General features: G+C 34.9%; 16 protein-coding genes. 5 read left to right on the top strand and 11 right to left on the bottom strand.

The features are described 5' to 3' along the window. Positions 1-96: 96 nt before the first annotated feature. The 5 genes from BUB90_RS18560 to malQ all read right to left on the bottom strand — a co-directional run bounded on the left by BUB90_RS18560 (position 97) and on the right by malQ (position 7,961). Positions 97-960 carry a sugar ABC transporter permease gene (locus tag BUB90_RS18560; protein ID WP_073290173.1) on the bottom strand — a complete coding sequence of 288 codons (864 nt, stop codon included), beginning with the start codon at positions 958-960 and terminating at the stop codon, positions 97-99. Beyond that, positions 960-2,336, bottom strand: a complete 1,377-nt coding sequence (locus BUB90_RS18555; protein WP_073290171.1) for a carbohydrate ABC transporter permease — start codon at positions 2,334-2,336, stop codon at positions 960-962. The genes BUB90_RS18560 and BUB90_RS18555 overlap by 1 nt, the downstream gene beginning before the upstream one ends. A gap of 166 nt (positions 2,337-2,502) precedes the next feature. Further along, on the bottom strand, positions 2,503-3,840 hold the full coding sequence (locus BUB90_RS18550; protein ID WP_073290169.1) for an extracellular solute-binding protein: 1,338 nt from the start codon (positions 3,838-3,840) through the stop codon (positions 2,503-2,505). 205 nt (positions 3,841-4,045) lie between these two features. Further along, complete coding sequence (locus BUB90_RS18545; protein ID WP_073290166.1) at positions 4,046-6,385, bottom strand: glycogen/starch/alpha-glucan phosphorylase; 2,340 nt, start codon at positions 6,383-6,385, stop codon at positions 4,046-4,048. A 76-nt stretch (positions 6,386-6,461) separates the two neighbouring features. Next, complete coding sequence (gene malQ / locus BUB90_RS18540) at positions 6,462-7,961, bottom strand: 4-alpha-glucanotransferase (RefSeq protein WP_073290159.1); 1,500 nt, start codon at positions 7,959-7,961, stop codon at positions 6,462-6,464. A 676-nt stretch (positions 7,962-8,637) separates the two neighbouring features. Between malQ and BUB90_RS18535 the strand changes: the two genes are divergently transcribed. Continuing rightward, the gene (locus BUB90_RS18535; protein WP_073290157.1) at positions 8,638-9,681 is read left to right on the top strand and encodes a LacI family DNA-binding transcriptional regulator; all 1,044 of its coding nucleotides are present in this window, start codon (positions 8,638-8,640) and stop codon (positions 9,679-9,681) included. A 151-nt stretch (positions 9,682-9,832) separates the two neighbouring features. Here BUB90_RS18535 and BUB90_RS18530 read toward each other — a convergent pair whose 3' ends face one another. The 6 genes from BUB90_RS18530 to BUB90_RS18505 form a co-directional block, all read right to left on the bottom strand. Further along, positions 9,833-10,312 carry a flagellar export chaperone FliS gene (locus BUB90_RS18530; RefSeq protein ID WP_073290155.1) on the bottom strand — a complete coding sequence of 160 codons (480 nt, stop codon included), beginning with the start codon at positions 10,310-10,312 and terminating at the stop codon, positions 9,833-9,835. A gap of 245 nt (positions 10,313-10,557) precedes the next feature. Next, complete coding sequence (locus tag BUB90_RS24150; protein WP_073290153.1) at positions 10,558-12,159, bottom strand: flagellin N-terminal helical domain-containing protein; 1,602 nt, start codon at positions 12,157-12,159, stop codon at positions 10,558-10,560. A gap of 157 nt (positions 12,160-12,316) precedes the next feature. Continuing rightward, positions 12,317-15,697 (bottom strand): DUF6240 domain-containing protein, encoded by a 3,381-nt coding sequence (locus BUB90_RS18520; protein WP_073290150.1) that lies wholly within the window; start codon positions 15,695-15,697, stop codon positions 12,317-12,319. 463 nt (positions 15,698-16,160) lie between these two features. Next, a complete protein-coding gene (glgB, locus tag BUB90_RS18515) occupies positions 16,161-18,377 on the bottom strand; it encodes a 1,4-alpha-glucan branching protein GlgB (RefSeq protein ID WP_073290148.1) in 2,217 nt (738 codons plus the stop codon). A 57-nt stretch (positions 18,378-18,434) separates the two neighbouring features. Then, positions 18,435-19,808, bottom strand: a complete 1,374-nt coding sequence (locus tag BUB90_RS18510; protein WP_242952573.1) for an alpha-amylase family glycosyl hydrolase — start codon at positions 19,806-19,808, stop codon at positions 18,435-18,437. An 89-nt stretch (positions 19,809-19,897) separates the two neighbouring features. Continuing rightward, on the bottom strand, positions 19,898-20,494 hold the full coding sequence (locus BUB90_RS18505) for a TetR/AcrR family transcriptional regulator (protein ID WP_073290146.1): 597 nt from the start codon (positions 20,492-20,494) through the stop codon (positions 19,898-19,900). 222 nt (positions 20,495-20,716) lie between these two features. Between BUB90_RS18505 and BUB90_RS18500 the strand changes: the two genes are divergently transcribed. The 4 genes from BUB90_RS18500 (at position 20,717) to BUB90_RS24465 (ending at position 24,460) form a co-directional block, all read left to right on the top strand. Further along, positions 20,717-21,079 carry an ArsR/SmtB family transcription factor gene (locus BUB90_RS18500; RefSeq protein ID WP_073290144.1) on the top strand — a complete coding sequence of 121 codons (363 nt, stop codon included), beginning with the start codon at positions 20,717-20,719 and terminating at the stop codon, positions 21,077-21,079. 64 nt (positions 21,080-21,143) lie between these two features. Next, on the top strand, positions 21,144-23,492 hold the full coding sequence (locus BUB90_RS18495) for a heavy metal translocating P-type ATPase (protein ID WP_073290142.1): 2,349 nt from the start codon (positions 21,144-21,146) through the stop codon (positions 23,490-23,492). 33 nt (positions 23,493-23,525) lie between these two features. Further along, positions 23,526-23,678, top strand: coding sequence for a cold-shock protein (locus BUB90_RS23820; protein WP_073290229.1), 153 nt, complete (start codon positions 23,526-23,528; stop codon positions 23,676-23,678). Positions 23,679-24,220: 542 nt separating this feature from the next. Further along, on the top strand, positions 24,221-24,460 hold the full coding sequence (locus tag BUB90_RS24465; RefSeq protein WP_207650256.1) for a VanZ family protein: 240 nt from the start codon (positions 24,221-24,223) through the stop codon (positions 24,458-24,460). The last annotated feature ends 128 nt before the right edge of the window (positions 24,461-24,588 follow it).

Raw genomic sequence — 24,588 nt, 5'->3', positions numbered from 1 at the left:
ACTTATGCCCCTTCTCCTTGCATTTTGTGTTAAATATATAAGGCTGGCAAAAGACTTTCATCTCTGCCAGCCTTAAAGCATCTTATCTTATCAAGCTTAACCTTTTACAGCACCACCTGTAGCTCCTTCTACATAATACTTCTGCATACAAATAAACAATGCTGCGATTGGAATTGATACAAGAACAGAACCAGCCGCATATCTTGTAAACCATTGAGTTATAAACTCTCTCTCTAACATCTTGAATAATCCAAGTGCTACTGTGTACTTATCATAGTTATCACCCATGATAACACTTACGAAGATATAATCTAACCATGGTCCCATGAAACTTGTTAATACAGTATATACAATGATAGATTTTGATAGTGGTATTGTTAACTTCGTAAATACCTGCCATTTTGTTGCTCCGTCAATCCAAGCAGCCTCATCAATTGCTTTTGGTACGGTATCAAAGAATCCCTTAGCGACATAGAATCCAAGGCCCGCACCACCGGAATATACTAGTACCAATGCCACTAATGATTGAGTTAATCCTATACCCTTTAAGATATAGTATACAGCGATCATTGACATGAATCCTGGGAACATACCGAGAATTAATGCAACATTCATTAATGGTTTTCTCATCTTAAATCTTAATCGTGACATTACATATGAAGTAGCTAATACATAGAATGTCGAGATTAAGCAAGAGCACACTGCAACAATGAAAGTGTTCGCAAACCATTTTGCAAAGTAAAATTGGTTTGTATCTGTAAACAATTTTTTATAATTATCAAGTGTATACCCTTTAGGGAAAAAATAAGGTGTATATGTACCTGTCTCAGCACGGAATGAAGTTAATATAACCCATACAATGGGTACTAACCATATAACCGATAAAACGATGAGGACAAGATACGAGAAAAAATTAGCTGTCTTTTTTGCTTGTGACATTGATCTGGTTTTTTTACTCATTATTGGAAATCCTCCTCACTCTTATATGCTGATGTTCTTCTATATGCAATTAATGAAACAACTGCCGAAAGAACAAATACTAATATACCAATTGTTGCAGCAAAGGAATAATCCTTGCGGTTAACGGTTAACTTATACAACCATGTAACTAGCAAATCGGTCTTACCCGCTTGATAATAATCAAGGGATGATGGCCCTCCTCCCGATAACAAGAATATAACGTTGAAGTTATTGATGTTACCTATAAACTGCTGGATTAGATATGGACCTGTAACAAATAGTACATATGGTAATGTAATCTTAACAAACATAGCAATTGGTGATGCACCATCAATCTTAGCTGATTCGTAGATATCTTCTGGAATGTTCATAAGTACACCAGTAGTTATCAACATAGTATACGGTACACCAATCCATAAGTTAACAACTAAAACTGTTACTCTCGCCCACATTGTCTGTGTTAAGAATGGAATATATGATGATATTAAGCCTGCACTTTCCAACATACCATTAATAGGGCCTTTGTCTGCAAGCATATTTTTCATAATTAATAGTGATACGAATTGTGGTACTGCGATTGATAATACAAAAATTGTTCTCCACAGTCCTTTGAATTTAACACCTTTGCGGTTAATAAGCATTGCTAATAACATACCAAATATATAGTTAAGTCCTGTAGCAAATATAGCCCATACAATTGTCCAACCAAATACTGGCCAGAAAGTTTTAGAAATTGTTTGTCCTGAAAATAATACAGTTTTAAAATTAGCAAGCCCAACCCAAGTAAAAAGATTTCCTGGTGGTTGATGAGCATTGTCAAAATTGGTAAATGCAATTAAGATCATGAATACCAATGGTAATACTGTAAATAATAAAACACCCGTCATAGGGAAAAATAATAATGATTTGTGTAACTTTGCATCAAAGTGAGCTTTGATATCATCAATAAAAGAAGGTAATTTCCCACCTTTTTCTTTAATTTTTTGTGCTTCAAATGCAGCTTTTACATTTGCTTTCCACGCAATAAAAAATGCTACTATGATAAATAGTGCAACAACTCCGTAAAGTAACATTAACATAGAGTTATCACCTGGAACTATCTTCATGTAAGGTGGTTCAGATAAAACAACCTGCTCTTGTGTCTTTGTTCCAAGGTTTTGGAGTCCTGATAAACCCGCTACACCTGCCATAACCATGTAAAAAATAAATCCAAGTTCCATTGAAAGGAATATTAAACCTTTGATAATCTGGCCTCTAACAAGATTAGATAATCCCATGATGAAGAACGATAACTTAGTAAGAATATCGCCTTCCTTAAACGCGCGTCCAATGAACTTAAATACATTTTCAGACTTAATTTTGCTATTCTTGTTCACAACTTTGCCTCCCTTATCTCTTGATAAATATGCTATGCTAAATAGACTCTTCAATTCTAATCAAGTACCCGCTAAAGATTAACGGGTACTTGAAATAGAATACTTATTAAACTTAACTGCTTGAATCCCCCGTCTAATCTGGGAATATTCTTCGTTACAATTAAAATTAGTTTAATGTAGCAAGTACATTGTTAACGAAATCATTTAACTTAGTTTGTAAGTTATCTGCTGTAATAGAACCATCCATTAAACCAGTACCAAATGCTTCTGCTGGTGACCAGTAGTTTCCTGATTGAGGAATTGAAGTTTGAAGTGTAGCAAATTCAATTTGTTGTGTCATTGCTGCAAGTGCTTGGTTAGAAGACATTGCTGCTGTATCATTTGCTAAGTTTAAGTTAGTTGGACCATAACTAAATTGTTCAAAACGAGTCTTTTGGCTAGCTTCGTTTGTTAAGTATTCTGCTAATGCCATAGCTGCTTGTGGATTTTTAGTTTGTGAGTTAACACCATATAATTTGAAGTTAGCCATACCACCTAATTGAATTGTTTCACCGTTTGATAATGTTACTGTTGGAAGTGGAGCTGTTCCGAAGTTATCACCTAATGATTCTTTAATAGCTGCTGCATTCCAAGTACCAGTAACATTGGCACCAAGAGTACCTGCTTCAAAAGCTGCTAATAACAATCCATCATCATGGTTAGCGAATTTAGGGTTTTTAGCAAGATTCATTAAGTATTCACCAACTAATAAACCTCTATCGTTGTTGAAATCACATTGTGTAGCATCTGTTCCATCTGGTCCGAATAATGTACAGCCAGCACCAAAGAAGAATGCTGATAAGTACCAACCATTGTCGATATCATAAGAGAAGTTTGTTACACCACTTCCTAAATCTTTTGCCATCATAGTGTCAAGAGATTTAATTTCGTCTTCTGTGTATTTGCTCTTATCATAGTACATGAAATATGTATCTGAAGATGATGGATAAGCGTATAATTCTCCACCTACTGTACTAGCAGCAATTGAGTTTTCTGTATTGTTAGCTATAATTTGATCCGTGTTCATTTTAATTGGGAACAAAGTACCAGCTTGAACTAATTCAGCAATTTGGTCAGATGCGAATGTAAATACATCTGCTGCTACTGAAGGGTCTTTTAAAACTTCATTCTTAGCATCTGCTTCAGAAACTACACCAAATTCAATTGTGATATTGTCATTAGGATAAAGTGCTTTAAACTCTTCACACATTGCCTGAATTGAGTCTTGTTGTTCTTGTGGTCCCCATACTTTTAATGTAGCATCACCAAGTGAAACTGTTTCTTCCGCTGCTGTATCATCTGTTGCAGCCGCGTCATCTGTTGCAGTTGTATCATCTGGTGTTGCTGTGTCATCAGTAGTTACTTCTTTGTTATTATCTTTGTTTTTTTTGCCGCAAGCAGTCAAACTTGATAATGCTAATACAGTAACTAATGCTAAAGCGATAATTTTTTTCCCTTTTCTCATAATTTCTACCTCTTTCTCCTTTTTTTAACCTACTGGTTAATGATTCGCAGCGTATTATTGCGCCAACGTAATTTATATGTGATAGAAAAGCCTAACTCCCCTCTATCACATGACCCCAGGAAAAACAAATCCTGTTCTCCCTGTTGTCATGAATAAAATATGCTTTGCATATTCATTCCGATAGTAATGTAACACTTGATACTTCTTATTTTACCTTCCAGATATCAACCGCATAATCATGGATTGTTCTATCACTAGAGAATTTACCTGCATTAGCAGTGTTGATGAAACATTTTCTTCTAAATGCATACGTATCAGAGAAATCTTTGTTTGCTTGTAATTTAGCATCAACATATGATAGTAAATCTTCTAATAAATAATAGTTGTCTGGTTTGTGCCAGCTTGCACCCTTTAATAAAGAATCATATAATTCTTTGAACATTCCAGTACCGTTATCATCAAAGGTTCCATCGATTAATGTGTCAACAACTCTCTTAATTCTTGGATTTGAGTTGTAGATTACATTTGGATCATAGCTATCTTTAATCTTTTCTATGTCTTCAACTCTTGCACCAAAGATGTAGTTATTCTCTTCTCCAGCTTGTTGTACAATTTCAACGTTAGCACCATCATAAGTTCCAAGTGTAACTGCACCGTTTAACATGAATTTCATATTACCAGTACCAGATGCTTCTGTACCTGCAGTTGAGATTTGTTCTGATACATCTGCTGCTGGAGTAATCTTCTCCGCATAAGATACATTGTAGTTATGAACAAATACTACTTGAAGTTTATCGTTAACATCTTTATCTTCTGAAATCATCTTACCAATTTCGTTGATAAATTTGATAATACCCTTTGCTCTGAAGTATCCAGGTGCTGCCTTTGCACCAAAGATAAATGCTGTTGGATTAAAGTCTTTAATTCTTCCTTCTTTTAATCCGTAGTAGATATCTAGGATAGAGAATGCATTAAGTAACTGTCTCTTATACTCATGTAATCTCTTAACTTGGATATCAAAGATGAACTCTGGATTGATTTCAATTCCTTCTTGCTTCTTGATGTAATCAGCAAGTTGACGTTTTTTGATATTCTTGATATCTCCAAATTGTTTGATTACTGCTTTATCATCTTTGAATTTCTCTAAGTCTTTTAATTTATCAAGATCAGTAATCCATGAATTGCCGATCTTATCACTTATGAATCCTGATAATTCCATATTCGCAAGTGCTAACCAACGACGTTGCGTAATACCATTTGTTTTGTTATTGAAACGTTCTGGGTAGATTTCGTACCATTCATGCAATGCATCATTCTTAAGAATCTCTGTATGGATCCAAGCAACACCGTTTGTAGAATGACTAGCATAGATTGCTAAACGAGCCATATGAATCAAATCATTTTCATCAATAATATAATATTTCTTTTGATCTTCTTCTGAGATACCAAGTGATTTTAATTCCTTTAATAAAGCTTTATGAATCATAACAACGTATTTGTATACGTTAGGAATAACTGTTTTGAATAATTTAACCCACCATTTTTCAAGTGCTTCAGCCATAACTGTATGGTTTGTATAAGCAAAAGTTTCTTTTGCAATCTTAAATGCTTTTGCAAATGTCATACCTTCTTGTTCCATGAATAAACGAATTAATTCAGGAATTGCTACTACTGGGTGAGTATCATTTAATTGGATTGCATATTCACTTGAGAATTGACTGAAATCGTTACCGAAAACCACCTTATAATTCTTAATGATGTCTTGTAACGAAGCACTTGAGAAGAAATATTGTTGTTTTAATCTTAATTTCTTACCAGCATCTGTATTATCGTTTGGATATAATACGCTTGTAATTGCTTCTGCATCAATTCTTTCTTTAACTGATTTTTCATACTTCGAATCATTGAATGCTTCGAAGTCAAAGTTTTCTAATGGTTCCGCTTGCCATAGACGAAGCGTATTTACTGTCTTTGCCCCGTAACCAATTACAGGTGTATCATATGGTACTGCGTATACGGATTGATTTTTGAATTCGATAAGAATTTTTTCTTCTTCTCTTCTTACCGACCATGGATCTCCGCATTTTAACCAATCATCGGCTGTTTCCATTTGGAAACCATCTTCAAAATATTGTTTGAATAAACCGTATTTGTAACGTAATCCATAACCATTAAGTCTTACATTGATTGTAGCGCCTGAATCAAGGAAACATGCTGCAAGACGTCCAAGACCACCATTACCAAGTGCTGCATCCTCGATATCTTCAAATATACGAATATCGATATTGTTTTCACTCATTAACTCTGAGAATTGATTCAACAATCCAAGATTTAATAAGTTGTTATATACTAATCTTCCGATTAAGAATTCAGCTGATAAATAGCATACTTTTTTACCTTTAGCCTGAATTCCTTCTTCTGGATTAACTGTCTGCATAGCCGCTTTTGATACCGCATTATATAATTGAATTGTAGTTGCTTCTTTGATTGTAGTTGAATAATCAAGTTCAAGTATTGTTTTCACGTTTGTTTTAAAATTACTCACGAGTTATTCCTCCTTAACGTTCGCTTTATTAGTGTGGTTTCGTGATATTTATTATCACTGTTACTATCCATAATGATTATCTTCCGTAAGTACCTGCTAATTTGTTCAGCCACTTAATACATTCCTCAGTTAGCTGGCCTTCTGTCATTCTCCATTGCCAGTTTCCACCTAAGGAAGATGGAAGATTCATTCTTGCACTATCATCTAGTTTAAGAATATCTTGTACCTGGAAAACTGCTACCGCTGCATTACTTGCATAAGCGACTTTTATAACAGCATCCGGAATATCTTTCTTTCTTTTAACACCAAGATACTCTAGCGCATACTCTTCTTCACCTTTACCTATCGTTTTAAGATAACCCACCATAGTTTGGTTGTCATGTGTGCCTCCATATACAACTGTGTTACTAGAACTATAATTATGAGGCAAGTATTCATTATCAGAACCGCTATTAAAAGCGAATTGTAGAATCTTCATCCCTGGGAATCCAGTACTATCCATAAGTTTTCTAACAGATGGAATAATTACTCCAAGGTCTTCTGCAATAATTTTTGCATCTCCAATGGATTCCACAATTACTTTTGTTAGTTTACTACCTGGACCATTTTTATATTTACCATACTCCGCTGTTTCACACTCAGCAGGAATTCTGAAATATCTAACTATACCGATGAAATGATCAATACGGACAACATCATAAAGTTTTGCCGACGCCTGCATTCTCTTTCTCCACCAGTCAAAATCATCTTGTTCCATCTTATCCCAGTCGTATAATGGATTTCCCCATCTTTGTCCTGTTGCCGAGAAACAATCCGGTGGTACACCTGCAATATTAATTGGTTTCTTTCTTTCATCTAACTCGAATAAATCTCCGTATACCCACACATCAGAACTATCCATTGCAACGTATAAAGGAATATCTCCAATGATTTGAATTCCTTTTTCGTTTGCATAAGCTTTTAACTTAAACCATTGTTGATAGAATTTAAATTGACAGAACTTCCAAAAGTTCACGTCTTCACTTAATTCTTTTTCGTACTTCTTAACCGTATTAGGTTCTCTAAATCGAATATCCTCATCCCAAAGAAGCCATTCCTTGTTATCAAAATGATTTTTTATCGCCATATAGAGACTATAATCATCAATCCAATAACTATTCTCTTTACAAAACTGTATGTACTCCTCTGTCGTTTGATGATTACTTCGTTCAAATGCTTTCTTTAAAATAACGAACCTGCTGTTGTATATTGCTTCGTAATCAACTTTGTCTTCCTCATCTCCCCAGAAGTGTTCATCTACTTCTGATTGTTCTAACAAACCTTCGCTTATTAGTGTATCAATATCTATAAAATAAGGATTCCCTGCAAATGCGGAAAATGATTGATATGGACTGTCTCCATAACTTGTTGGTCCTAACGGAAGAACCTGCCAGTATTTTTGTTTTGCTTTGACTAATAAATCCACAAAGTCAAAACCGGCTTTACCAAATGCACCTATACCGTATGGTGAAGGTAAACTGCTAACTGGTAATAATAACCCAGCACCTCTTGTTAATTCTGTATTTTTCTTTGTCATGCTGTTCTACACTCTCTTATATTTTCGATAAGTTTCGAAATCTTGTATTTAGAATAACACTTTAACTATAGTTTGTCAATAGAGCATTCAAGTTTTATAGTTAATTTTTATATTATTTTTTGCATAATATAGTATTTGTTTGTTTACAATTACTTTCCAATTCTATATTAAATACATAATCAACTATAAACCTAGTACATTTGTATAAAAAATAATAATTTATATTTTTTACACTATGAATTATCAAAAAATATATTTAGAGATGTAATACTCTCCTTTCTAAAGTATTTTCGGAAATTTTCGAAACCCTTACGCTAATTATAGCATTTACTGGTATGGTTGTCAATTGTATTAATTGAAACCCTCTCATAATAATTTCATTGTTTAAACTATCTTAATCAACAATTTTTTTCATTAATTTTTAGCATATTCACGAATTAATTTTAACTTATTGAAAATAGCTTTTATAGGTAGTATACTTTGTACATTAAGTATAACTATCCGAACCACTATTTTAGAGGTGGCATATGCGTTATTGCATAAAATTCCGAGTTGTACAGGCGCCAAATTACGTGTTTTGTAATTTATGCGCATTATTTGTGACTGTTCAGAACGTAGTTTGAATAGTCACTATTATGTATTATATATTCATCATATAATACAAAAGGAGGACAAAATGGCTACTATTAAAGATATTGCCAATAAATTAGGCATAGCTGTTAGTACCGTTTCAAAAGGACTTAATGGAGCTAGTGATATCAGCGACGAAATGCGTCAGTTAGTACTTGATACTGCTGTTGAGATGGGATATGCATCCAAGAAAATGCGTAGCCAAGGAAAACGCAAAGTGTGCATCTTGATTGAAAATATGGATTATGAGAATATCGATCAGTTTGGTTATGAGATTATTGTTGGTTTTAAACTTTCTGCAGCCAGACGGCACTGGGATGTAAGTGTTATTCCTACCAATCTTAATATGCAGACACAAGAAAAGTTTGATACTTATATGTTGAAGAATGGGTATAGCGGTGCATTTTTACTTGGTTTTGCTCTTCATGATGACTGGGTAAAACAACTCCATAAAACAACAGTTCCAACCGTATTATTCGATAACTACATAGATAACAACAATCATGTAGGGTATGTTGGAACCGACAGTTTTGAAGGTATTAATACTGCAGTTACACATCTAAACGATCTTGGGCATACGAAAATCGCTTTCTTAAATGGTTCGAAAAACTCAATGGTATCCGAACAACGTTATCAAGCATTTGTACAAAGCATGGAATCATGTGGTTTAACCCCTCATGAAGAACTAATTGAGTATGGTTATTACGTTCCCGATTGTGCAAAATATCACGTTCCAACTTTCCTAAAGAACGGAGCTACGGCAATTATCTGCGCAAGTGATTTAATTGCTTCTGGTGTTATATCAGAAGTAACGAAGATGGGACTTCGTGTCCCAGAAGACATCAGTGTTATTGGTTTTGATGATCTTCCTATTGCCTCTCAACTTAACCCACCACTTACTACAGTAAGACAGGACCGAATTGATTTAGGTAAGAGTGCTTTCTTGTTATTAGATGGTTTGGTACATAACGTTACTATTAGTAAGATGTTATTACGTGCCAAATTCATTAATAGAAGCTCAACTGCTATCTGCTCAAGTACTGCAATCTCCAAAAAGACTGCTGAAAAAACTATAATTGATGAGGTATAGACCATAAAAAGAAAAGGAAGTTTACCAAAGCAAACTTCCTTTTCTTTTGTATCTATATATAGGTGTGTTTTTGAAACCCATCTCCATGTCTGCAAATATATATGTTACGACATGGAGATGAGTTTTGTAATTATCTATGTTATCTATTCGACTATGCGCGAAATCCTCGAGATGCTTGATTCGGATCTATATACATCTCATTCAAGGAACCCTTCCCATAAGTTAATCCAGCATACACTTGTTGCGTATTGCTCATAAGGGGTCCTCCCTCATCTTGTCCTGCAACGTCAATAAATCCCTTAAGTAAACTTGTAAGGACTTTAGATGCACTTTCAAGAGGTTCCAACTCATTCTTTAAGGTTGTTTGGATAAGTTGTTTGTTACAATATAGGTATAACTGCATTAAATCGTAAGAAATTGAATACCCAAAATCTAATGTATTAATTAGTTCATTCACAAATTTTATTGCATGGTTCACATCGCGTGTAAACGTAGCATGATCCTGAGCGCCAAACGCTTCTTTGGCATTCTCTATATCTTTCAATATAATCTCATAGACAATTACCACAAGTTCGCTCCCATTAGCCTGGGTTATTCTTGTTGTAAATGCCTTTAAATCTTCATTATTCATATTATACACGCGTTCCTTTCATATGACTATTAACCTTAGCGACAATTGTGAAACTCTTTGTAATGACGACAAGCATATCGGTGTGTTTTATGTCTGTCGTTACAATTTCCTGAATTGTGATTACGTCACATACAATGTTTTTCTTGTATGGGTAAGTAACACAATTTTAAGGTAATTGTAGTAGGCAGCCTTAAAACACAGATATGTTGTCGTCATGGAGAAGTGTTTTACTATTGACTAGACTATTAACCTTGAAGTAATGAAAGTATTGTTTGTGGACGTTGATTCGCTTGTGCAAGCATAGAAGTACCCGCCTGTGATAACACTTGCATCTGTGTATATTGAGCCATCTCTTCAGCCATATCTGTATCTTCAACTCTTGATAATGCTTCTGTCATGTTTTCACCAGTTGTATCAAGGTTTGCAATTGAATGCTCTAAACGATTTTGGTAAGCACCTAATTTGGCACGAATAGCAGATACTTCTGTAATAGCGCTATCTAGTTGTGTAATTGCTTTCTCCGCACCCTCTTGTGTAGTCATATTTACATTATCGATACCTAATGTTTTTGGTGTAACTTGTGGTATTCTTACTTCCATTGTTTGTCCTTCATTAGCACCAATTTGTAGCATCATAGGACCAGATGATAAAACATCGATTCTGATGTCTGCTCCAATAGTTGCTACTTTATCTACTTCAATCTTCATACTAAAACCACTTTGGTCTGTAATTGTTATATCTTTGCCTGATGATGACATAGTAGCAGTTGTACTAAATTGACTTTCTACCTTTGCATAAGAAATATCCGTTGGTGCTAGTGTGGCATCTGCAATTGTTACATAACTACCATCAGAAGCTTTTACATGAGTAGCAGTAGCACCTACTGGAGCTTCAATATAGGTTCCAGGATTAGTCGGATCATCCATGTATTTTGTACTGTTAACACTCGCATATATCCCTACACTAGTTTCTTTATACGTACCATTAACATCGGCTGTATAGGTTGTACCCGCTCCATAAGATATCTTTGCATCTTCACCTCTAGTAGCCTTTACTGCTGTCGTGTTAAATCCAAGTTTTGTTGCTAAATCATTATTACCACATTGAATCTCAATCTTATGATCAGAGCCAAATTCTTTGCTAGTAAATTTTAGATTGCCAGCATCTCTTGTCACTTCAATATTCATGGAATCACCAAGATTACGTATCTTTTCAAAGATCCCATCTGATGTATCTGTAGCTAAAATCTCAATTTCCTCACCATTCAGACAGAGACTTCCAGCTCCACCATTTGTTAAAGCATTTGTCGCGGTTGTAGTTGTTTGCGTTGGTAATTGTGCAACCTTTACTACATAAGATCCTACACCTACGGAATCCGATAAGGACACAAGATTTACCTTTGAATCACTACTATATGATTTTCTATCGATATCACCGTTTAATAACTTCTTCGTATTAAATTCTGTGGTATCGGATATTCTTTGGATTTCTTCATTCAACTGATCAATTTCCTTTTGAACGGCTTTCCTATCTGATTCTGTATTCGTACCATTGGAAGCTTGTACCGCTAGTTCTCTCATTCTTTGTAACATAGCACCAACTTCAGATAATGCACCTTCTGCAGTTTGAATAACAGAAATACCATCGGAAGCATTATTAGAGGCTTTCTCAAGACCTGCTATTTGTGTTCTCATCTTTTGTGAAATCGCCATGCCAGCAGCATCGTCTGCTGCACGGTTAATTTTAAAACCAGAAGATAACCTCTCTAAACTTTTATCCATCTTAGAATTAGTAGAATTAAGGTGCATATTTGCCTTAATTGCTGAAATGTTATGGTTAATTCTCATTTTACTACCATGTCCTCTCTTATTTCGTATTTATTTTGCATTGCGTATTTATTTCCTATTTATTATTTATTTTTGCTTGGTATTTATCTTTATTCTTAGTAACATCATTATTGTGCGTAATTCTTCATAGAAACAACTATGCATACAAAACGCATTCTTATCCTTGTTCCATTCTCTTTACTAATATAACAAAGGATTTTGCAACCTGATATAGTTCTTTTGTTGTAACGTTTTCTGTTTCAGCCTCAGCCTTAGCATCTTGATTTAACGTAAGTCCCTTTGATTTATAAGACTGGCTATTCAGTTTTTCAACTCCAAGATCCATCTGGCTAAGTGCTATGTTTTGTTTCTCCAAGCTGTCTGCAATAATTCCGATATTACTCTTAACCATCTCATTTGCTTCCTGGTTATCGCACAAGATAAGTCCTTTTGCTTCTCTATCACGTACTTTAAACTCTGCTTCTATTGTTCCATAGCGATCTGATTGTACTGACATCGTTACTTTACTATCTTGTTTTCCTGTATTATTTAATACCGTTAAGGATATATTCGTAATACTATCACCAACTTTAATTGGTATATCATAATACTCATTGCGGTTTAATGTAGCAGATAACTTAATTGCACCACGTAATAACAAAAGTGAATCAACTTGTTTTGCATTAACATCTGAAAGACCTATTTGGCTACTTAATACGGTATCCGCAACCCTAGCAAAATCAGATAATCCAGTTTGTAAACTTTCTCTATCTTCAAAGGTATCTGTAATAGCAGCAAATGCTTCTTCTACTCGTTCTTCACTCGTATAATCATCTGTATCTATAGTTGATTTATCCAAATCCTTCGCATTGTTTAAGATTTGCTTATACAAGCTAGCGCTAGGATTAAGTAGAATTTGTGCTTGCCTAATTGATTGAATACTTACCGGAACATTCTGATCGGTTAGAAACTTAATTGCCTCATTACTATTCTCCGCTAAATCGCGGATCTCTTGTACTTGCTCTTCGTAATATTCCTGTTTGATGTTTTCATCTTCTGGTTGCTCATTAAGCTTATCACGCAGTTTCTCTAATGAGAGGTTAGACCACTCCTCATTCTCTACTATACTCTTAACCTGTGACGGCGAAATACTAGCAAGAATATCTTGTAATACCATCTGATTATAATTGGTAGTAGCTTCAGCCCCCTTGCTATTACTTTCTTCGGACTCCTCAGTTCCAAATCCTTTGTCAATCTGTGTTGTAATAGAATCTGTTTTATAGTTTATGTCAGATAACATCCCAAAAGAGTCGTCTATTAGCTTATTCATATTGCCTGTTTTCTTCGTTCTAACCTCTGTAAGAAGATTCCCAAGTGTTATGTCCCGTCCACTTCTTACTAAAGAACCTATCGCAGCACCATCTGTTTTCTCAACATTATGTAACAAACGATAGATACCAATATACGCATCTCTTTCGCTACCTGTAATTCCATCTTGCTTTTCTAACTTCCGAAGATATCTAGCATATCCATCTTCCTCTGATATTCCGTTCTCAGCCTTTAACTGTTTAATCTCTTCATTTAAAGTATCCAGTGGTATATCAATTGGGTTTTTATTCTCACGAATGAAATCCATCGTTACAGAAGGGGTAAGATTTTTAAGTAAGTAATTTACTTTTTCATCATATTCCTTCATGGTCGTTATGTTTTCTTTCGTTATCTCCATACCACTGTAACCAAGCATTCTAATGGCTCTTTGATTAGCTACTGTATCTTCCATAGCTAACGAATCTAAGATATCTGTCATACTATTCTTGAATGCTTTTTGTATCGAATCACCCATATCCTGTCTAGGTGCCGTCATTAACGTCTCATAAGATTCATTCGCGGTGGCAAGTCTAGTCTGGCAGTTTAGTCCTGCTTCATGTAAAGAATCAATTGTAGCACTTGCTCTACTGGTAAAGGTATCCGCTAGTAGATTACTTGGCATCCACTTTAATTCATTTACCTTTTGTGTTGTATCACGAAGAATGGCTATATTCTCAGACGTCTGCCGTGTTCCACTTTCTCTTAATAAGTTCTTATAATACTCATCTTCTATGTTACGAAGCTCTTCGACTACTTTTTCAAGCTCCGTTGTATTAATATCAATTCCTTTGGCCGCCATCTTTTGTCCAGATTCTACTGTCATCTTCAATCGAATCTCTTCCAATTGACGTTTTGCCTCAACTGCCTTAATATCAATCTCACCCACCACTGCTGCACCAGTTTCAATAATCACAGGATTACTACTCTTATCTGTATCCTTGTTAGCCTCTGTTGCAACAAAAGCTTGGTTAATCTGTTCTTGCTCCATCTTAAGAAGTTCTACGGTTATCTCTTTACCCTCATACTTCTTTGTAGTTTGAACAATGGCCTGATCCGTTATTGACTTAATATCCTCTATTAACTTCTTCATATCATCAGTACTTTCTTTCGTAAGCACTGTATCTTCTATCGCATTACCTTGTTCCATCGTATGAATTATCTGGTCCAGAACAAAAGACGAACTATACGTATCTTTTAATGTCGTAAGATCATTTAATTTATTAAGGGTCTCTTTAGTTAGTGGTAATTTATTATCAAGAATCCATTTTGCTTGATTTCTAGTTTCGTCTGTAACTTCATAGCCAGCATCTGCAATAACCCCATCTACCTGACCTTTCAATGCTTCGAAATCTTGATCTGATAATTCCTCATTATTCTTCCGATACGCACTATAACTTGCCTTATATACATTACCAATGGTAAGATCTAATTCATTGTCAATCATATACTCAAACGATTCACCTGATAGATTTGGAATTGTCTCAGCCAGATTCATACCACTTAATATCTTAGATATATTAGCTTCTGTAATTGGTAAATCACTATTCTCAAGTCTCTCAATAATTTGGTCTGCATAAGGGGTGGATTTCAATATATGTTTTGCAATCTTCTCTACATCTTCTTTAAACTCTTTGTTGTTTTCTATCTGTTTCTCAACATTGTGTTCCTTTTCCGTTCTCTGCTCTTTAATACGACTTAACGCACGTTCTAAACGCTCTAATTCAAATCGTTTGTAATCATAACCTTCTGTATCAAGGTCTTCACTATCATTACCAGTTATTCGATTTGCAGTATCTTCCAAATCCTCTTCTGGCTCTTCCTCTTTATTCTCAGCTGCTTCTTCTAATCTTTTATTAAAAGCAGTCTGATCTGCTTCTACCTTAGTACAATACACTTGTATATTCTTAGCAGCCTCTTTATTGATTCCCACTTCTTTAAGAACAACACTCGTAGCGGATATATCCATTATCTTAAACTTCTTAATTGCACCTTCCGTGGCACCTTGCACTGACGATTTGGGAACATTCACTTCTTTCCCATTAAAGCTTATGGAAATCTGATCCGAAACGCTTGTTATTACCCCTTCAATCTCATCTCCCTTTTTTCCTAATGACAAGAGAGTATCATTATCCGACTTTGAAGATACCGCCCCCGCACCAGATACCTGGGCATTAACATTTTGTACGTTCATTGATTTCACTCACCTCTTTATGTATATAATCTAATTTCACTATAATGTATTTCGACCATAGTAGATAAAAACTTAAGTAAAATTATAAAAATAACGATATAGACTCATTATTCCACAAGATGTTTTCTATGTATTTTTTCAATAAGATCTAAATTCAACGGATACTATCTTGTGTTTTTAATAGCACAAAAGAAATAGGACTTATTAAAAAGGTACACCCGCCACAAGCGTACGTTTTAATAAGTCCTATTCTAAAACAGTCTTTGCCCTCTTACGTTCCCCAACGTCAACAAATCCTTTAGTCATTTTACTGTTCAACGACCTTTTACATATTAGCATATTTTGTGATATTTGTCAATATATATGCTTTTTTTATTAATTATTTGTGATATTTTCAGATGCATTGCTATCATCCCTACTATTTGTCTTATATAACTGTACTATAATTTTGTAATTCTACCTTTTATTCATTATAGCGAAATGCCATAAATGATAGCCCTGGAACCTCTAATCGTATCTTATAAGGCTTTTTATTATATTCCTCCTGTACTGCCTTAACGGATGTAACAATTCCATTCCCTTTTCCTCCAAACTCAATTAAGTCGGAATTAAAAATCTGCGTATACGTTCCTGGTGCTAGAACACCGATTTCATAATCCTCTCGATCCACAGGAGTAAAGTTACACACTACTAGAAGATGATTTTTCTTCGTTGTACCTCTTCTAATAAAGGCTATTAAACTAAGTTCTGCATGGGTACAGTCTAGCCACTCAAATCCAATTGCTTCGCAATCGTTTGCATAGAATGCATTATATCTTCTATACAAATGATTTAAGCTTTTAACATATTGTTGCATCTGTGCGTGCCTCTCATACTCTAGTATTCCCCAATCAAGACCTCTTGCTTCACTCCACTCTTGCCACTGCGCAAACTCCTGCCCCATGAATAATAACTTCTTACCAGGATGGGCATACATAAAGCCATACGCTACACGAAGATTTGAGAATTTGTCATCATATTCGCCTGGCATCTTCTGAATCATTGAGCCCTTACCATGTACTACCTCATCATGAGATAATACTTGAATGAAATTCTCACTATAAGCATACATCAAACTAAATGTTAACTTGTGGTGATTAAACTGTCTAAAGTAAGGGTCTAACTTCATATATTCTAAAAAATCGTTCATCCATCCCATATTCCACTTATAAAGAAATCCAAGACCATTCGTCTTTGCTGGCGCTGTAACCCCTTCCCAGGAGGTAGATTCTTCTGCGATCATCATAGCCCATGGTAACTTTTCTTGAATAATTGCGTTCATATGGCGGAAGAATTCGACAACGTCTAAGTTTTCTCTACCACCGTTCTTATTCGGAATCCATTCCCCAGGATTCTTGCCATAATCAAGATATAGCATCGAGGCTACTGCATCCACACGTAGCCCATCTAGATGAAATTCTTTCAACCAAAACAAAGCATTGGCAAGTAAGAAGTTAATAACCTCTTTCTTTGAGTAATTGAATATATATGTTCCCCATTCTGGGTGTTCTCCCATCTTAGGGTTCGGATATTCATATAGAGGTTCTCCATCAAATCTACTTAGACCAAAATCATCCTTAGGAAAATGCGCTGGTACCCAATCAAGAATAACACCAATTCCCTTTCTATGAAGATAATCTACAAAAAACATGAAGTCTTCTGGTTTTCCATATCGTCTTGTTGGGGCATAATATCCTGTTACTTGATACCCCCATGACCCATCAAAAGGGTGCTCTGCTATTCCAAGTAGTTCAACGTGAGTATACCCCATGTTGCTCACATAGTCCGCTACTTCTACTGCCAACTCACGATAATTATAAAACCCGTCTTCTGTTCCATTATTATGCTTTCTCCATGACCCTAGATGCATCTCATATATTGACATCGCTTCTTTTCTCAAAGAGTTACGATCCTTCTTATACTTTTTCTTCTGCCATACCTTATCTTCCCATCTATAATTGGTTAAGTCTGCAACAACAGAGGCATTCCTTGGTCTCAGCTCTGATGAATTCGCATAGGGATCTGCCTTGTATAATACTCTATCATCTCTAGTCCTTATCTGATATTTATATATTGCCCCCTCTTCTACGCCCGGGATAAACAATTCATGTATACCACAGCTTTCTAACAGACGCATCGGATGAAGTCTGGCATCCCAACAATTGAACTCACCAACTACACTAACTTTTCTAGCATTCGGTGCCCATACCGCAAAATAGGTTCCCCTTACACCATTAATCGTAATCACATGTGCCCCTAATTTTTTGTAGATTTCATAATGTGTTCCATGACGAAAAAGATGTGTATCAAGATCACCAATCATAGGATCAAAAGAATACGGATCTACGACTGTAATTGTAGTATTATCTAGATATCTGGTACGTATTTCGTATGATCTAATTGCTTCCCCATCAACTAATACCACATACAATCCTCTATCCTCATAGGGTAACATAGAGTATTCTGTATTGGTTGCTTTATCAATAATAGTTACTTCACTGGCATTAATGCGATATGTAATAAATAACTGTCCTTCTTCCACCTTATGTGGTCCTAGTAATTTGTGTGGGCAATTATTGATTTCTCTATAGAGTTCCTCTAATTGAATCGGATTAATATACTTACTTACCTTCTCGATCATAGTGTAAACCTCCCCTTTTTATTCTGCTTCTGTAATGCTACAGTAGCTTAACGGTGCCTATTTCACACTTTGTAAGACAAGTCCATTATTAGGAGGTATTGTTATCTCTAATCTTCTTTTGTTAACCGGATGCTTCTCCTCCGTTATTAGATTACATACCGCTTCACAAGATACCGGTATCGGTATATTAATGGTTGCTTCTTTGTCATCATTATTAACAAGTATTACAGTTGCATCTTCCTTATATATTCTAGCAAAAGAATACTGACGGTTTGTAAGAAACAACTCCTTATATTCCCCTTGTTGTAATGTCTGTTTATCTTTTCTAATTGATGCTAGTGCTACAAGGAGTTTTATTAATTCTTCCGTTAACTTACTGGGTTTCTCTATAGTATCCGATAAAACCAATTTTGGCCTGACTCCATCATCTGAATTATTTTCTTTCTTACCCTCGATACCAAATTCCGATCCATAATAAATCGATGGAATGCCTGGTAAGGTATATAACATTATGTATACTGGTATAAGATGCGCTTTGTCCGTTAATTTGTTATAGATTCTATCTACATCATGATTGTCTACAAAGCTATAAAGATTAGCATTCTTAACGATTCCTCCATTCGAATCGAATAGTCTCTTAACAGTATGCGCTATCTCAAAGTAATTGTGATCATTGTGCCCTGAATAGAGCCCTTTATGTAATTCATAATCCGTCACACTATGTAATGTCTCCTCATTAACCCATCTGCTATAATCGCCATGGATTACTTCTCCCATTAACCAAAAATCTTCTTTCACCGTATTGCAAAAAGAACGCATCTCTTTCATAAAATCAAGATTAAGTACATCCGCACAATCTAAGCGAATTCCATCAATATCAAATTCATCCACCCAATACCTTATTACATCAAATATATATTGCTTCACCTCAGGGTTTGTTTGATTTAATCTGGCAAGTAACTGATATCCTCTCCAACCTTCATATGAAAATCCATCATTATATTCTGTGTTTGAATTAAAATTCACATTACAATACCAATCACGGTACTCTGAACTCTCCCTTTTTTCTCTTAAGTCCTTGAAAGCAAAGAATTCTCTACCCGTATGATTAAAAACCCCATCCACTACAACTTTAATTCCATGTTCATGACATTCCTTAACGAATTGAATAAAATCAGCATTATCTCCTAATCTACGGTCAACTAATCGGTAATCTGTGGTCTCATAGCCGTGCCCTACAGACTCAAACAAAGGTCCAATGTATAAAGCATTACAACCTAGTTGTTCCATATGGGGAATCCATTCTTCTAGCTCTTTCATTCTGTGGGTCATGGTAAACCCATCATTCAATTTCTCTGCTCCGCACAAACCAAGTGGATATATGTGATAAAAAACTGCCTTGTCATACCATTTTAACATTCTAACAATCATGCCCCTCTCCAAAGACCTCTTTTTCAAACGGATATATATAATACGCTACGCTATTAACGCTTAAACAATAACCTTCTCCATCTGTGTTGTTATACTACAATGCCGTGCATAAACTGGTGGACAAGCGAATAGATTGTCTTGTCATCTTCTAGCTGACCTGTAGTATCCTCTCTCTCAAAATATACGAGTATATAGTTGTTTAATATTCCGGAAAAACCTACGGCAAACTGCTCTTGCCTTCCATTCATATTACCAAGATATCCTGCTGCTTGTTCGAAGATTCCTCGGATAATAGCAAATTGCTCTTTCATGTAAGGTATAATTGCTTTATACGTTTCATTCTCCCTAGCCGAATAGAATAATGAAAGAGTGAGGTAATAGAAGCGCAAATCGGATTCTGCTATAGCAAACATAGTTTTAGCATAACGTTCTAATGTGTATACCAAGTCTCCGTTATAAAAAGCAGCCTCTCGCAATTGTTCATTCATCTTACTGCACCGTTCATGCAAAAGTGCCTCTAATAGACCATATTTACTTTTAAAATAATAATACATTGTAGGCTTCGTTATTCCAGCTAATGTAACTATTTCTTGTACCCCTACTGCATCATATCCTTTCTGATAGAACAGATTCAACGCACATTCTAATATCTTCTCCCTGTTATCTAGTTCTTGTAATTCTTCCACCACACACCTCCCATATTCCTTATAAAATCCAGTATACCAATCGGTATATAAACTGTCAATAGGTTGATAGTAATATTTGTAATTATGTAAACAAAAATCATAAAATATCTATTGACAATTAAAATTGTATCGATTATGATAAACATATGAACAATTATTCATATGTTTGTTTGAACAAGTATTTTTCTTAACATATACTATATAGTAAAAGGAGAGTTATCTATGAGCGATAATAAACACGCAGAAACCTGCTTATGTAATTGCGTACATGAAGATCTTTTGAATTCTGTTAAACCAATAATGCCCGATGAAGAGATATTATATGATTTAGCTGAGCTTTTTAAGATATTTGGTGACACTACACGGATAAAAATCCTATGTGCACTTTTTGAATCCGAAATGTGTGTATGTGATATTGCTGAGCTTCTTAACATGACACAATCTGCAATCTCTCACCAACTTCGTGTTCTTAAATCAGCCAAACTAGTTAAGAACCGAAAAGCCGGAAAAGTTGTATTCTATTCCTTAGCAGATGAACATGTAAAACGAATCTTTGACCAAGGGCTTTCACATATTCTTGAATAATGATTCTGAATAGTTACCCATACTACTTAAAACAATTGATGTGACAAAAAGAAAGGAGCCTACTATGGAATCAAAAAAGTTTTCCTTCAACTTAGAAAATCTTGGCTGTGCTAATTGTGCCGCTAAGATGGAAAAGAAACTAAAATCCTTAGACGGTATCGATGAAGTTCAAATTAATTTTGTTAATAAAAAGCTATTTCTTACCTTCAAGGAAAGCAAGCAATTAGAAGATATTCAACCTACTATTCAAAATATTTGCAGTAATATAGAGAGCGAAGTGGTTGTCTCCCCTATATTGTCTAATGCAACTTCAAAAACTACTACAAACTCTCCTATCCATAATCATGATACAGAGGAATCTTGCGGTTGCGGTGAACATCACCATGATGAACATGATTCTTGCGGCTGCAACGAACATCACCATGATGAACATAATGGACATGAAGGACACAATCACGATAAAAATTCCTCATCACACTCACATAATCATCAACACGGTGGAGAGCACTCAAAAGGAGATCTATTAAAAAAAATACTTACTCTATTAATCGGAACCGTAATTGGATTTATACCTATTGTATTCGATATACCAAGCCCATTTGGCATTATTATATTAATTGCAGGATATCTTATTCTTTCATACGAAATCCTTATTGAGTCTGCTAAGAATATTTCCCACGGCCAGATATTTGATGAGAATTTCTTAATGGTTATCGCTACACTTGGTGCCTTCTATACAAAGCAATACCCGGAAGCACTTGTCGTTATGCTCTTATTCCAAATCGGCGAACTTCTTCAAGATATTGCAGTTGATAACTCGAGAAAACAGTTAAAATCTGTTATGGATCTAAAACCAGATTATGCTAATCTACAAACTAATTCTGGTGTTGTAACAGTAGATCCAGAAGCAGTGAACATCGGAGATGTTATCGTTGTAAAACCAAGTGAGAGAATTCCTCTTGATGGTGAAATTATTGAAGGTACATCCTTTGTAGATACTTCTTCCTTAACAGGAGAATCCGTTCCTAGAAGTGCTAATATTGGAGATACTGTATTAAGTGGAAGTATTAATGGAAGCGGTACTTTATTCGTTAAAGTTAATAGTACTTACTCCAATTCAACCGTTGCAAAGGTATTAGACTTAGTTGAGAATGCCTCAAACCGTAAATCAAGTACAGAGAATTTTATTACCAAATTCGCAGCTATCTATACTCCAATTGTGGTTTTATTAGCCATATTATTAGCTGTATTCCCTCCAATTCTTACAGGTACTAATGACTTTTCTTTATGGATTTACCGTGCATGTGGATTTTTAGTAGTATCTTGTCCTTGTGCCTTAGTAATCTCTATTCCACTCGGATTCTTCGGTGGTATTGGAAATGCCTCTAAGCATGGCATCCTTGTAAAGGGAAGTAACTATCTTGAAGCACTTAATTTTGTAGAAACAGCTGTATTTGATAAGACTGGAACACTAACTCAAGGTGTTTTTGAAGTAACTAAAGTAAATGTTGCAAATGAAGCTAGCCTATTAAACATACTCCCTGACGATGAGAAGCGTACATTACAATCCGCATCGGATCAATTACTACATGTGGCTGGTCTTGTAGAGAGTTATTCCAATCATCCAATTGCTAAGTCAATTACAAAAGCCGCTAATATACCTTCTGCTTCTGATCAAGTAAGTAATTATGAAGAGATTGCAGGTCACGGTATACGTGCTACACTTTCAGGTCAAACCGTTCTCGCTGGTAGTGCTAAACTTCTTAAGAAATTTAATATCAATTTCTCGGAAGCACCTGCAGATACACTCGGAAGTATTGTATATATAGCCCTTAATGATACATTCTCAGGTTACTTAGTAATTTCTGACCAGATTAAGAAAGATTCCAAACAAGGCCTTGAAGAACTACGCAAATTAGGTATTCAGACTGTAATGCTAACAGGTGATATGAAGGCATCTGCAGAAATCGTTGGTAAAGAATTAAACCTAGATACTATCTATTCTGAGTTACTACCAGGAGATAAAGTAGATAAGATTGAAGAGTTACTTCATAAGAAGGGCAAGAATAAGAATGTAATCTTCACTGGCGATGGAATGAATGATGCACCAGTACTTGCTAGAGCTGATATAGGTATTGCAATGGGTGGTGTTGGTTCAGATGCAGCAATTGAGGCAGCTGATATTGTAATTATGACTGATGAACCTTCAAAGATCGCACAAGCAATTAAAATTGCAAAACACACTCGAAAGATTGTAACCGAAAACATTATATTATCCTTAGGCATTAAATTTATTGTTTTATTCTTAGTTGCCTTTGGTATGGGATCTATGTGGTTAGCAATCTTTGCTGATGTTGGAGTTGCATTAATCGCAATATTTAATTCAATCCGTGCTTTAAGATATAACTTATAGTATGGAAATCAAGCACGAGAAGGATTTTGATTTATTACTAACAGCGAAAATGGTGAAGATATATTCGTTCATTTCTCAGTAATCGCTACAGACGGCTTTAAGTCTTTAAGCGAAAATCAAAACGTAACTTTTGATATTACTAACGGAGCTCGCGGTTTACAAGCTGTTAACGTTGTAGTAGCTTAAGTTAATTAAACCATATAAGTAAGCAATAGCACTAGATGAAACAAATTGTTTTGTCTAGGGCTATTCTTTTGTCAGATCTAAGATATGTCTACAAAATCCTCCAGCCATCATCCATACACCTCTAACTAAGTGAAGTTTTTATGTGCGAAGTTAGTGTTACTAATTATATTAGAAATAGGCTATACTATGGAGGATGACTAACGGCTTTAGAAATAAATATTTTGGATTTATATAGCTTTATTATTAAATGAAGGAGTACGAAACATGAGTAGGAAAAGGCACACTTTGCTAGTAACGTTATTAATAATTTATACAATTATTATAATCTATTTCATGTTCTTTGGATTTGGCAGACCTCAGATAAATAACACGGTTCAAGAATATCGTTTTTCAATAATTCCTACTAGAATACCCTTATGGTATCCTAAAAACTTTTCACTTTTGTGGTTTTTTAGTTTATGTAATCTATTAGCCTTTGTACCTTTTGGAATATTAATACCTATGATATTTAATACTAGGTATCTTAAATCTATTTTTGTTTTTTGATTTCCATAACTGCATTAGAGATTCTTCAAATGATAACATATCTCGGTAGCTTTGATACAGAAGATATAATTATAAACTCCATAGGAACTAGTATAGGTTACTTCTCATACAAAATAAGTGATAAGTTTAAACTAGTATCACAAAAGATAATTAGTACTTCATTTTTCATTTTGATTTTATCTTTTGGAATGATTATTTTTGCAGAGATTTTCAATAAATTTGTATCCGGTACTTAAGTGGTCAACAAAAACTTTTTAATAAAAGTATTGACAACTCACTAAATTCATGCTATTATTAAAGAGTATTTTAGATGTAAGTTTTGATTCACATATTTTTGTAAGTCATTGATATATTTAATGATTTA

It is taken from the genome of Anaerosporobacter mobilis DSM 15930 (assembly GCF_900142955.1).
GTDB lineage: Bacteria > Bacillota > Clostridia > Lachnospirales > Lachnospiraceae > Anaerosporobacter > Anaerosporobacter mobilis.
This window is presented reverse-complemented; position numbering and strand designations above follow the sequence as displayed.